Genomic DNA, 13,186 nt, shown 5'->3' with positions numbered 1-13,186 from the left:
TTGAGAAATAGATTCCCGCCTTCGCAGGAACGACACGATAGTAGCTCTGTTTGAGCAATTGTTAAGTCATCCGCTGACTATATAAATAATGAGGGGATCCCTCGGATAAGCCGAGGGACCTAGATGCCAAGATTAATTCATAAAATCAACCGGTTGCGGAAAGCTGATGAAATTTTTTGTCAATTGCTTTTCCTTTTGCTGATTAGGATTTGCATTCTGACACCAGTCATTCGATTTAGGATGTTTCTGCCCTTTGCTATCGGTCACCACACAGGATTGTTTATTGACAATGTCTGATTTATTGCTTGGGCATTGAGAAGGATCCATATCATCGGTGCAAGGCGCGAATTTGGTGTTGACTACGAAGGTGTAGACATTATCTTTCAAATCCGTAAAACGAACCTTGATTGGATAATCAGCGACTGTTCCTACTCTGAATCCGGCTATCTGACTGTTATCAGGCATAGTGACATCCTGCTTGTCTTTTTTACAGTCCAAATCATCAGGATCCTGATTCATCACGCAAACCCCGTATTTTTTAATTAAGGGCGTATTGATCTGATCCAGCATCGATTGCGGCACACCGATGGCGACTGAAAAACCATCCCGATAATTAAATTGCCGCTGATTTTCCAAACCATTACTTCCCCCTACCGCAAAGATCAAACCATCGCCAAGCTCACTCATAAAGCCCACAGCGTCGTCGACTGAAAAACCATAGGCATCCATTGAGAGATAACTGTCATCATGAATCAGTTTGACATAGGGATTGAACATGAAAGACGCTGTGGTTGTGGGTTTTTGATAGTTATATTGTAAATCATGAATGTACATGGATTGTATTTTTGCATGATCCCATCCCGGAATTTTGGTATCTGACAAAGGATTCGCAGCAGCACCACAGCCTTCATTGAAAGGCACCCAGCCATAAATATGTTTAATCGCTTCCCAGTAATTAAACTGTACAGGGTCTGACTTGGGCGTTAATGTGCATTTTCCAGCGGAATACATCTGCAGATACTGGGCATGGTTTTGTTTGAAAAATTTCTGTACCGTTTCCAGATCTTTTTTCAAATCATCAGGACAGCTCACAGTTTCGGTGACATATTTACTGACATCTTCGTCCCAGCCCACACATGATCCCCATAAATTCTGCATGTTCTGCACTGATTCACCAAAATGCAGTGACCTCTTTTCCTCATCAGTACATCCCCCCTGAATACATTTCATGACCGTTAGCACGGGAGGAAAACCCTCCTGAGGTTTAACCGGCACATTATCATCAGGCGGTAACGTTCCCGAACGCTGGGCAAAAATATTATATCCTCCGGGTAATTTCAATTCACTTAAGTTATAGACTGGCCAGCCTTTGCCAATCGCGCTTTGCAAAAAAGCCTGCAGGTGATCACGAAAGGTTTCGATAGACTGTACAGAACCGCTGTAACCGATGTAAGGATTGTTTTTAGGTCCAATGGCAATAGGCATGTACACATGATCGACATAGGAAATGTTATAGCCCACGTTTTCAGGCTTTAGTAAGCGAAGCGTCTGTTTGGGAGGGACAATTGAATCTCCAAATGTATATTCTGATAACTGAGCATAAACATCTTCCGGAAACTGAACGTTACTGGAGTAAAGATATAAATTACATTGAACATTCTTCCCTTCACAGGTTACCTCTGAGGGAACCGTCATCGGGCTGTCCTGCTCCTCGTGTAAGCGATCATTTCTATCCGCCAAAACCACACGCCCGCCATTCCACCAGGTAATATAGCTTCCTTTGGATTCGCTGTATAAAGGAAGAGTAATAGTGACTGAGGAATCGGGTGGTATGCCACTGTTTTCATTGACATACAATTTATAAACATAATTGGTGGGATAAGGAGAGCTGCTCCGAAAACAGCCTTGAACCCATTCGTTCACTGCATTTTTGCTGGTTGCCAGTACAGGGTAGATAATTTTGTCAGTATTATTATATATGGTAATCGTTTTTGGCTTCACCATCAGCGGTTTTCCATCATAATCCTTACATTCAATAATTCCATTTTCAGCCAGTGCTGCACCACTTCCAAATAACAGAGCAGCACCACTTGAAGCAACAAGCAACTTTTTTAACATGATTGGATCCTTTTGCAAGCTTTGTATAAATTTAGCACATAAAAAAGCATTGAAATCATTTTGCATAAGAAAGCGCAGGCTGTGAGGTATTCAATCATCTGAACAGAACAGTGTATTTATCACATCCAATACAGGCTATACACAGAGTTATCCACAGAATTTGTGAATAAATCAATGACGCGACGACGAATAGAAACAGACAAAAAGCCATATATATCAAGGAGTATGGAATTGTTTATTAAAAGCTGAGCGAATTGCTGAGTAAAACTAGAATAAAGTTATCCACAAACTAGATAAGCGGATATTTTTTAGCGGACGAGCATTTTAACCAATTTTTTTATGAAGCAACAGTCTTGACATGGAAAAATAATGATTTTTTTTATTACCAAGCTGTGTCATGCCACGTCATCTCGAACGCCGTGAGAGATCTCCCGAGCCTTGGTTTGTGCCAGCATTCGGAGATCTCTCACTGCGTTCGAGATGACGGCGGCCTGTAAGTATCTTTATTCCCGCAGCAATGCCTTTTGGTGAAAATTTAACCGAAAGACTCTAGGAATTAAAAGCAGACTATGGAATAATTATTGTCCAAACTCAATAATTTTTGTCTATGGATATGAAAATAAAAGCATTTTCTTTAATGATGTTTCTCTCTCTTCCTTTTGCTTCATTTGCTGGCAGCTCAACCTGCCCTTTAGCAAGCGGGATCAATGTCAACACCAGCAAGCGCGTTTTAAATATTTGTGAACATGGCAGTGTTGTCAAAACCTTTAAAGTCGCGCTTGGTTTCAAAGGGGTGGGAAAAAAACGAGCCGGAGATAACAAAACGCCGGTGGGCTTATATAGCTTGGCTTATCCAAGAAAATCCAATAAATACGATGTATTTATCCCTATTCTTTATCCTACTTCAAGACAGCGGGCTGCCGGCTACTCAGGCCGTGACGTGGGTATTCATGGACCTGCTCAATCAGCCAGCGCATTAGGTTGGTTTGGTAATTTACCTTTCTCAACGCGCGGATGCATTGCGGTTGGCAAAAATAACTATATCGAATATGTGGCGAAGTGGGTGAAAGCTAATCCAGGTGCAAAGGTATTGATTGTTTAGTGAAGAGCTGCCCGCTTGGGTAAAGCGGGCATTATCGCTTAGAACTGATCCCTTTCGGTACTACCATCCAACGCTGTGGTAGACGTCTGATTTTGCATAATGGTATTTTGTACCGCATCAAAATAACCGGTTCCGACAAAAGACTGATGTTTAGTTGCTCTAAACCCATGTTCTTCCTGAGCTATTTCTCGCTGCTGCATTTGAGAGTAGGCATACATGCCCTCTTTAGCATAGGCTCTGGCAATTTCAAACATGCCCAGGTTCAGGCTATGCCAGCCAGCAAGGGTAATAAACTGATATTTATAACCCATTTCGAAGAGCTGCTCACGGAATGTGCGTAAATCATGTTCACTTAAATTCGCTTTCCAGTTAAATGAGGGAGAGCAATTGTAGCAAAGTAACTTGCCAGGGTATTTTTCATGAATCGCCTGTGCAAACTCTCTGGCTTCGGCAATATTGGGTTTGGAGGTTTCACACCAGACCACATCAGCATAGGGTGCATAAGTTAAACCACGGCTGATCGCTTGTTCGATACCGCTTTTAACGTAATAAAATCCCTCACTTGAACGCTTGCCCGTCAAGAACACCATATCACGCTCATCATGATCACTGGTCAATAAGGAGGCCGCATCGGCATCAGTCCGCGCAATAATAAGAGTCGGCACCCCTTTTACATCCGTGGCAAGTCTTGCGGCAATTAATTTATTAACCGCTTCGCTGCTGGGAATCAGCACCTTGCCGCCCATGTGGCCGCATTTTTTAGCCGAAGAGAGCTGATCCTCAAAATGAACGGCTGAGGCCCCTGCCCTGATCATATGTTTCATCAGCTCAAACGCATTCAGATTGCCGCCAAAGCCAGCCTCGGCATCGGCAATAATGGGGGCATACCAGTCGATAGAATGATCATCATTCAAACAATGGATTTCGTCGGTGCGTTTCAGGGCATTATTTATTGTCTCAACGAGACGGGGTACAGAATCCACAGGATACAAGCTTTGATCAGGGTACATTCTGCCGGAACTATTGTTATCCCCGGCTACTTGCCAGCCTGAACAGTAGATGACCTGGAGCCCCGCCTGCACGGCCTGCACGGCCTGATTACCTGTAAGACAGCCCAAACCAGTCACTGGTTTATTGCTATTCAATAAATCCCATAATTTATTCGCCCCATGTCTGGCAAGAGTATATTCAATCTGAAGCGATGGTCTTAGTTGTACGACATCTTTGGCGCTATAGGGACGTTTAATTCCTTTCCACCGAGAATTATTTTTCCAATCAGTTTCGAGTTCGATAATTTGATCATGCTTATTCATAAGTGGATTCCTTCTGTGCGGTCAAGATTTTATAGGCTGGCAGGGTTAGAAACTCGTCAAAATGAGGCTTGCACACCATTTCCGTAAACAATTTTGTCGCCGTTTCCAATGCATGTCTGGGCAAACCGGTTTGTTGCAAGCTGATAAATTCTTCATCAACCATGTTTAAAAACAAGTCTTTCTTAAAAACAGTATTATTATTAATCAAGGCATTAAACTTCAGCCATTGCCATAACTGCGCACGGCAAATCTCCGCTGTCGCCGCATCTTCCATTAAATTATTAATTGGCACACAGCCATTACCAGTCAACCAGGCGGTGATATATTGGATCCCCACACTGATGTTATTTCTTATACCTTTTTCAGTAATATTGCCTTTGGGAATAGTAACCAGATCCTCTTGCCTTATGTCTGCTTTTTTTTGTGCAGTGGCAATCTGATTGGGCGTTTTCATATGTGCATTGAATGCTTCCAAAGCAATCGGGATTAAACCGGGATGCGCAACCCAGGTACCATCATGCCCGGCCAGCACTTCACGCTGCTTGTCCGCCAGCACTTTTTTCATCGCCTCTTCATTGGCCTTTTCATTATTGCGGATAGGAATTTGCGCAGCCATCCCACCCATTGCATGCACCCCGCGCTTGTGACAGGTAGCAATCAGCAAATCCACATAGGATTTAAGGAAATGCTGGGTCATGGTGACTTCCTGTCGATCAGGCAATACAAAATCAGGACGATTTCTGAATTTTTTGATAAAACTGAAAATATAATCCCAGCGTCCACAGTTTAAACCCGCTGAATGGTCCTTAAGCTCATAAATGATTTCATCCATCTCAAAAGCCGCACTAATGGTTTCAATTAATACCGTAGCGCGGATGCTGCCTTGCGGAATACCAATATAATTCTGTGCAAAAACAAAGACTTGATTCCATAACCTGGCCTCAAGATGAGACTCCATTTTGGGCAAATAGAAATAGGGGCCGCTTCCTTTAGAAAGCAGTGTTTTGGCGTTGTGATAGAAAAACAGGCCAAAATCAAATAAGGAGGCAGAAATGGGTTGATTATTAACCAGCACATGGGCTTCATCCAAATGCCATCCACGGGGTCTGACCATGAGGGTCGCGGTTTTTTCCTTAAGTTGATACTGCTTACCCGAAACCGCATCGCTATAGTGGATTGTTCCATTGACCGCGTCGATTAGATTCAACTGCCCCTGAATGCAATTCACCCAGGTCGGTGAATTGGAGTCCTCAAAATCAGCCATGAATACATTTGCACCGCTATTGAGTGCATTAATTATCATTTTACGATCGACAGGTCCGGTGATCTCCACACGTCTATCCAGTAAATCTTCAGGGATGTGAGCAGCAGTCCATGTACCTTCGCGTATTGATTTGGTTTCATCCAGAAAATTGGGAAGTACCCCTTGATCATAAGCGGCTTGCTTCTTATGCCGTATTTCCAATAAATTTTTTCTTTGCTGGCCAAATTCCGTTTCTAAAAGAAAAAGGAATTTTTTTACATCATTGCTTAAAAGCGTTTCATATTCTTGAGCATAGTCAGGAATTATTTTTATAGTTGTTATTTCCATGCTAGGTATGCCTTAAAAAATAAAGTGTGTAAAACATATAAATTCCACAGCGTTTTTATAAAAAGCTAGTTTATGAGACCTATAAAATCAAGCCTGTTATCAAATATTCCCTGCGCTTTGGGCTATATTTAATAGTGGTGCTCTTTAAACGATCACAGGCAACTGATTTTGTCAGGAAGCAGTTCCCTCTAAAGTAAATTTCCTTCATTATTTTGAAACATATTCCATAAGTTCATCTTGAAACAGATATTTGTACTAAGATTTGACAATATGCGTTTCATAGAATAAGGGCGTTATGATGATAAACTTCGGAGCGGGTCCTGCCAAACTTCCACAGCCAGTTCTTCAGCAGATTCAAAATAATTTTTTTAATTGGCAAAACACCGGCGTATCCATTCTTGAACTGGGGCATCGTACAGTAGAATTTGCAACCTTAGGCGAGAGGCTGGAAGCCCTGGTACGACGATTATTAAGGGTTCCTGCAGAGTATTCCATCCTGTTTTTACCAGGTGGGGCTCAAATTCAGTTTGCCATCGCCGCTATGAATTTGATTGGTTCCGCAAAAACGCTGAATTATGTCGAAACGGGTCACTGGTCGGCCACTGCAATCAAAGAAGCCAAAAAATATGCCGAGGTGAATATCGTTGCCTCCAGCAGAGAACAGCAGTTCTGTACCATTCCTGCACGTGAAACATGGGAGATTAATCCAGAAGGGGCTTATTTACATTTTACTGATAATGAAACTATCGGCGGTCTGGAGTTCGACGCAATTCCAGTTGTGGATGGCATGCCTTTGGTTAGCGATATGAGTTCCAATCTCTTTTCCCGGCCGCTGAATTTTACAGGGATGGGTGTGATATATGCCTGTGCTCAGAAAAATCTGGGTATCGCCGGGATGAGTGTGGTGATAGTCCGCAAGGATTTGCTCGATCGCGCCCACCCTGCCACCCCGGATGTTTTCAATTATGCTGTGCAGCAAAAAAATAATTCAATGCTTTGCACCCCCACCACTTTCGCCTGGTATGTCGCCGTTCTGGTACTTGAATGGCTGGAAAAAGAAGGCGGCGTTGAGGAAACAGGGAAACGAAACCACGAGAAGGCCAGATTATTATACGACTACCTGGATAGCAGCGGTTTTTATGTTAATTTTATTGATCCACGCTACCGCTCCCGAATGAATGTCCCTTTTATTTTAAAAAATGCCGAGCTGGAAAAACCTTTTTTTAAAGCAGCAGAAGAGCAGGGCTTGCTCTATCTTCAGGGTCATCGCAGTGTGGGAGGCGCACGGGCAAGTATTTATAACGCCATGACTTTAGAAGAAGTCAAAGAGCTTATTCAGTTTTTAAAACAGTTTGCCAAAGATCATGCTTAAGCGAGGACGATTATCCATGCATCCAGCTCAGCCTATTCAAAAAATTTTTTTTGATTGTGACGGCACATTGGCATTAATTGAGGGCATTAATGTTATCGCTGAACTCAACGGTGTGGGCAAAGAGGTCGGAGATATTACCCTGAAATGTATGTCCGAATCCGGTATGCTTCCAGAAGCTTACCGACAGCGTTTGCATCTGGTTAAACCCACCGCCGCACAAATACGCAATCTGGGCTCACTGTATATAGAGCATGTTACGCCTGGAGCCCGAGAAGTTATTGAATGTCTGAATTTTTTAAACAAAGAAGTTTATATCATTTCCGCAGGCATTAAAGCCGCCATCCAGCCCTTTGCTCAGTATCTTGGAATTCCCACCGCCAATATTTTAGCGGTTGACGTATTTTTTGATGAGAACGAACAGTATCAGTGGTTTGATGAAGAGTCCTACATGGTCTATCCAGACGGCAAAAGCCGCCAGATTAATGCGGTGAATCGTTTACATCCGGGAACCAGTGCGCTTATTGGTGACGGGGTGAGCGATCTCGAGGCAAAACAGGTCGTTAACCGCTTCATCGGCTATGGTGGATTCAGTATCAAAGAGCGAGTCAGAGAGGATGCGGATTTCTTTCTCGCCTCTCCCAATTTAATGCCGCTACTGCTTCTTTGTTTAACCGAGCAGGAACATCAGCAAATTAAGCATTTCAATGAAAACTATTACCAGGAAAGCCTCTGCCAGCAAGCGCTAGGAGAGATTTCGATTAAGGAGTTTTGATATGTACAGCATTCAAATTATCGATAACATCTCCCCCAAGGGTCTGGAACTGTTTGATCAGGAAACCTATGAATTAGGGAAGGATTTTAACAATCCGGATGCGATGCTGGTACGTTCCAGTAAATTGCATGATTATCAATTTTCCGGGCAGTTAAAAGCGGTCGGGCGGGCTGGAATAGGCACCGATAACATTCCTGTAGATAAGCTCACCAGACTTGGGATCCCGGTATTTTTTGCTCCTGGTGCCAATTCAAACGCAGTCAAGGAACTGGTACTTGCCGCCCTCTTAATCAGCTATCGAAATCTCGAACAAAGCCACTCCTTTCTAAGCAGCCTGGCAAATGATCGGCAAAGCGATATGCACCAGGAAATTGAATCACGCAAAAAGCAGTTTGTTGGCCGGGAAATCTACGGAAAAGCACTGGGCGTAGTAGGGTTAGGCAATATCGGTGTCAAAGTAGCTAATGCGGCACTTGCTTTAGGGATGAAAGTCATTGCCTACGATCCCTTTATCACCGTGAATAATGCACTTGCTTTAATGCCGGGTGTCGCTATCGTCAGAAGTTTGCCCGAATTGCTGGGCGCTGCCGATATTGTGACTTTACATGTTCCTTTAATGAGTAATACGACTTATTTAATCAATGAAAGCAATATTCATCTATTCAAAAAAAGCGCGATGCTGATGAATTTTTCGCGCGAAAAAGTGGTTTGCGAACAGGCGATTCTCAAACAATTGAATAATGATTTATTAATGAGCTATGTTACTGATTTTCCTACTGTAGAGCTGGCAAATCACCCGCGGGTTCTTTGCTTCCCGCATCTGGGAGCAAGCACCGTGGAGGCAGAAGAAAACTCTGCCAGCATGGTGGTTCAGAGTGTTAAACATTATCTTGAACAGGGTATTATTGAAAATGCGGTAAATTTTCCTCCCACCGTTATGCCTTCACTGGGACAAGCCGGGATTAAACGCATCTTAATTATTAATCGAAATATCAAAGGGATTATTGCCGAAGTCACCAATGTATTGTCAACCGATGGCTATAACATCGAACAGATGGTCAATACGTCCATGGGGGAGACCGCGGTTAATCTCATCGATGTGTCCTGTCAAAATGGCATGGACGGCCATCTTCATAATAAAATTCAGGCGATTGAGGATGTGATTAAAGTTCGAGTGATGTGATTATTCATGTCATTCTCTCGCGGCTTTGTTACAACTGAAAACAAATAGACCAAACCGACGTCTTTGCGAACAAAGTGAAGCAATCCAGACCAAACCTCAGGCAAAGTTAGGAGGCGGATTGCTTCGCTGACGCTCGCAAAGACTTTTTTGTGCACCTATATGTATGCAACAACGCCTTCCAGCTCAAAAATGACAGTCTTTATGCAATAAATTCCCCCCGACAAACAGATTAATTATTGCACACCGTGACCAAATAGTGGTATTATATTCACAGTTTGTTTATCAGTGAGACTTTATGAAAGCTGAATTACTTCAAATAGTCAAAAAATACAATTTTGTTCACTTTGATTTAATGGGAAAATTGTCGATTATCGTTCCAGTAACCGGTTCGGCTCAAATTTCAGAAAACTTCACAGGAGACAACGACAATCCAGTTGCACTCCACCTGTTTGGAGATAATACCTGCCAATCCGATATAGAACGCCAGAACTTTTTTGGGGGGCCAATCGATGCAAGAACAGGTACTCACATTAAGGAGCTTTCGTTTGTACAGCAGTGTAAAAAACTGATTGATGAATTACAGCCACTCAAAGAAAAGATACAGAAAGAGATCGAGTCCCACCAGGTTCTTACCACGCTTCTCAGACAAATCTTTGATGAAGTACAGCCTAGTTCGATTGAAGAGGAGAAAAAGAATGAGCTTGTTTATCTTAATCTCATAGAAGCCAGCCTTAAAGAAGCGAAAGAAAAAGCACTGAAATTCCAAGCCTCTAATCCTGGCATCGAAAACATACGAAGAGACCTGCTGCTCGGACAAAAACATTTTGCATCCAAGGGCGAATTTGTTGTTAACCAAAATCCCGACACGGTAAGATATTTTGACCTCCCTAATATCATGGCCCTGTCGAATCCAACCGCCGGCACCCTGGAGAAGATTTTAGCCTCTAATGCCATCTCAGAGCGCCTCGGTACTATTCCCTTTACCAAGGGTGACCCTGTGCAAGGGCTGGTTTCAGAGGCTGTTCGCCTTTATACCGCTCCCCATAATCCCCCAGAAATTACCCATAACCTCTCAGAAATAACTAGCAATACCCAAGCTTTCTTCCAAGGCATTTACTCAACAATCCTTGAAAGACATCCTGAGGTAATACACGAGGAAATTGACTTTGCAGCCTTGGCAGAAACTTTTAAATTAGGGTATCCGGAGGAGGACTATCCTGCTGATGGATGGGAGCTTGAGGGTATCGACTCGCCGACGTATGCTCTATTAAAGGATTTTATTAAAATCGGAGAGCAGCCGGTCACTAATTTTTTAAATCTTTTTCAGCGTTGTATGGAGCAATATATCAAGGAAGAACCTAGATATGAGACATATCAAAGGAAAACTTCTACTTATCAATTATTCATTTTGCAAACTTTTCTTTATTTGTGTAGCGTTCAGTTGCATTTGAAGGATACAGAACAGGCAAAACAGTTCCTCAATTTCATACGCTCTCAAAACAATCTGAGCGCATTGGTTGAAGCCTTATGTGAAGGCAAAACCTCAGACGAAATCCCTGAACTCCCCCTTTCACTAGTTGAATGGGACTCAGTGGTTGATGCGGCCTATAAGATTTCGCTCTATCATATTCATGCTGACCATTATGATGAATTGCGCACCGCCTGCATGCCGCAACAACCGGAAAACTCGCATTACTTCGTCATGGGTGGGCGCCTTTGCTGGAGTACAAGTCCCATCACTGAATCAGGTAATATCAATACTTTGCAGGGACAGAAACAGGCTTCAGAAGAACATTTTGAGATTTTTTATAATAATCTCGAAACACTTCGTCTACAAGACTCAATACTATCCGCAATTAATGATCTTTTGAAAAAGCCTGGTGTTGAAGAGGCTTCAATATTTGAGTGCCTTAATCAGAATTGGGAAAATTTGACTCCTGATCAACGCTCAAGCCTTTTCCCAAAAATGATTGAAAAAGGCTTTTTGCAATGTGCCCAGTATATAATTATAAATACCCCTCTTAACATAGCGCACTTGCAGCTTGCACTAAATCAAAGACCTCGCAAGATAGAAGTTATTAATCAATTTCTAGATATTAATGATCCCTACATAGACTCGATGATCCTAAGACAACTTCAAACTGCAATAGATGCTAACGATACCGAGCTTTTAGCATTGCTAATACCAAAACTACACAAGCCAGAGGTACTTAAACATTTAGATGGCAATCTTTTAATCAAATCGGTTCAAAAAGGAAATTTAAACCTCGTCGAGTTTATTGTCTCCCATCGACCTTATCTCCTTGAGTATAAGGGAGATTATGAACAGACATCTTTTCTTTGGGCTTGTGCTGCAGGTCATCCAGAAATTGTGAAATACTTAATGGATGCTGGCGCCAATATCCATGTGAAAACACGTCTACCAGAGAACCATTCATTCCACGCCCATCAAAATAGAACCGCAAGACAGTGGGCAGAAGCTAAACTGCTCACAGAGTTACATGAATCCGCAGTAGCCATATTGGCATTATTCGATAATTATTACTCGCGCCTGGAAGAAAATTTCAGAACCAATCCTTCCTATAAAGACCAATTTACTATTGATCATATCAGGCAGGCTAGTGAAAACAGGGATTTACGATTAGTTAATCTTATCTTGAATAACCATCCAGACTTAAATGCGAGCCTGGATGAAACGAATTTTCCCGGTATTAGTGAGCTTCGCGACGCATTGGAAAGAGAGCGCCTTGAACGATTGGAGCGCGAACGCCAGGAGCAGCTGGAGCGCGAGCGCCAGGCGGAGCTTGAACGCCTACGTCTGGAGCAGGAGGAACGCGAACGTCAGGAACGACTTGCTCGTGAACGTCAGGTACAGCTTGCCCTTCAACGCCAGCAACAGCTTGATCAGGAACGTCAGCAACAGCTTGACTGGGAGCAGCCGATTCTAAATGCAATTGAGCAGCGTGCAGAAGAAAGACGACAAGCTGAGCTGCGGGAACGGCAGGAACAAGAGGCAAAAAGAAGAGAAGAACAAGCGAGAATAGAAGAAGCCCAGAGAAGACAAGAGCTGGAAAGACAGCAGCAGCAAATGGTATTGCGAAGGAATATACTACCGCACTTTTCTACCTTTGATAGATTGTTAGCAGATTTTGCGGCAGAAATTAAACAAAATATGGGCAATACATCGAAAGATATTTCTTACAGCCGATGCACCATGAACCTGTTGCGCGATTTGAGAGATGCGAAACAAGAGTTTCTTAATCCCCAAAGAGAGATTAGCACCATATCTTTTGAACATTTTCAAATTAAATGTAATACAGCGATTCGCAATTCAAAAACCCTGTTAGCCGAACATCGCGGCTGGCATACCAATTCTCTTTTCTGGCGGCGAATTGCAGGTGTTCTGGCAGCGATATCGGTAATCCCGGCATTGATTGTGAAAGCAAAATCACAAAACGGCTATTATGGAACCTTCTTCGCCAGGAAAGAGGATATTAAAACCAACTCGTTAATAGCGCTGGAAAAACTGAAGGATAATTTACCGATAACTGAATTAAAGCAATCAATACCGATACGAGTAAATTAGGCAATTATAATCGCCCGGGTTAATCTTCTTTGCAGCTTGGGCGACGCGATTCAAAAGGCTAAGCGTCAATGTGTATTCCCATCTCAAGTAAATACTGAGTAGACTTTAAAATAAATTTGCATTTAAATACAATGTGCTTTTTAACTTAA

General features: G+C 42.7%; 8 protein-coding genes. 5 read left to right on the top strand and 3 right to left on the bottom strand.

The window, feature by feature from the left end; translation table 11 throughout:
• Positions 1 to 132: 132 nt before the first annotated feature.
• Entirely contained in the window at positions 133 to 2,118 is a 1,986-nt protein-coding gene (locus LXA66_RS15730; RefSeq protein ID WP_233013921.1) for a hypothetical protein, read from the bottom strand.
• A gap of 613 nt (positions 2,119 to 2,731) precedes the next feature.
• Here LXA66_RS15730 and LXA66_RS15725 point away from each other — a divergent pair.
• Positions 2,732 to 3,220 (top strand): murein L,D-transpeptidase family protein, encoded by a 489-nt coding sequence (locus tag LXA66_RS15725; protein ID WP_233013920.1) that lies wholly within the window; start codon positions 2,732 to 2,734, stop codon positions 3,218 to 3,220.
• Positions 3,221 to 3,258: 38 nt separating this feature from the next.
• Here LXA66_RS15725 and aceA read toward each other — a convergent pair whose 3' ends face one another.
• Both aceA and aceB read right to left on the bottom strand, forming a co-directional pair.
• Positions 3,259 to 4,533 (bottom strand): isocitrate lyase, encoded by a 1,275-nt coding sequence (gene aceA / locus LXA66_RS15720; protein ID WP_233013919.1) that lies wholly within the window; start codon positions 4,531 to 4,533, stop codon positions 3,259 to 3,261.
• Positions 4,526 to 6,124, bottom strand: a complete 1,599-nt coding sequence (gene aceB / locus LXA66_RS15715) for a malate synthase A (protein WP_233013918.1) — start codon at positions 6,122 to 6,124, stop codon at positions 4,526 to 4,528. The genes aceA and aceB overlap by 8 nt, the downstream gene beginning before the upstream one ends.
• A 295-nt stretch (positions 6,125 to 6,419) precedes the next feature.
• Between aceB and serC the strand changes: the two genes are divergently transcribed.
• The 4 genes from serC (at position 6,420) to LXA66_RS15695 (ending at position 13,037) form a co-directional block, all read left to right on the top strand.
• Positions 6,420 to 7,496, top strand: coding sequence for a 3-phosphoserine/phosphohydroxythreonine transaminase (gene serC, locus LXA66_RS15710; protein WP_233013917.1), 1,077 nt, complete (start codon positions 6,420 to 6,422; stop codon positions 7,494 to 7,496).
• Between the two features lie 16 nt (positions 7,497 to 7,512).
• A complete protein-coding gene (locus LXA66_RS15705) occupies positions 7,513 to 8,268 on the top strand; it encodes an HAD-IB family phosphatase (protein WP_233013916.1) in 756 nt (251 codons plus the stop codon).
• A 1-nt stretch (position 8,269) separates the two neighbouring features.
• Positions 8,270 to 9,451: a 3-phosphoglycerate dehydrogenase family protein gene (locus tag LXA66_RS15700; RefSeq protein ID WP_233013915.1), complete on the top strand. Its 1,182-nt coding sequence runs from the start codon at positions 8,270 to 8,272 to the stop codon at positions 9,449 to 9,451.
• Positions 9,452 to 9,746: 295 nt separating this feature from the next.
• Positions 9,747 to 13,037 carry an ankyrin repeat domain-containing protein gene (locus LXA66_RS15695; protein WP_233013914.1) on the top strand — a complete coding sequence of 1,097 codons (3,291 nt, stop codon included), beginning with the start codon at positions 9,747 to 9,749 and terminating at the stop codon, positions 13,035 to 13,037.
• The last annotated feature ends 149 nt before the right edge of the window (positions 13,038 to 13,186 follow it).

The sequence above is a fragment of the Legionella sp. 16cNR16C genome (assembly GCF_021297775.1).
In the GTDB taxonomy this organism is placed as follows: domain Bacteria; phylum Pseudomonadota; class Gammaproteobacteria; order Legionellales; family Legionellaceae; genus Legionella_C; species Legionella_C quinlivanii_A.
Note: the sequence above shows the minus strand (reverse complement) of the source record. Positions and strands in the feature narration are given on the sequence as shown.

Coding starts and splice junctions, on each gene's coding strand:
- aceB (WP_233013918.1), bottom strand. CDS start 6,124: ATGGAAATAACAACTATAAAAATAATTCCTGACTATGCTCAAGAATAT.
- LXA66_RS15705 (WP_233013916.1), top strand. CDS start 7,513: ATGCATCCAGCTCAGCCTATTCAAAAAATTTTTTTTGATTGTGACGGC.
- LXA66_RS15700 (WP_233013915.1), top strand. CDS start 8,270: ATGTACAGCATTCAAATTATCGATAACATCTCCCCCAAGGGTCTGGAA.
- LXA66_RS15695 (WP_233013914.1), top strand. CDS start 9,747: ATGAAAGCTGAATTACTTCAAATAGTCAAAAAATACAATTTTGTTCAC.
- serC (WP_233013917.1), top strand. CDS start 6,420: ATGATGATAAACTTCGGAGCGGGTCCTGCCAAACTTCCACAGCCAGTT.
- LXA66_RS15725 (WP_233013920.1), top strand. CDS start 2,732: ATGAAAATAAAAGCATTTTCTTTAATGATGTTTCTCTCTCTTCCTTTT.
- LXA66_RS15730 (WP_233013921.1), bottom strand. CDS start 2,118: ATGTTAAAAAAGTTGCTTGTTGCTTCAAGTGGTGCTGCTCTGTTATTT.
- aceA (WP_233013919.1), bottom strand. CDS start 4,533: ATGAATAAGCATGATCAAATTATCGAACTCGAAACTGATTGGAAAAAT.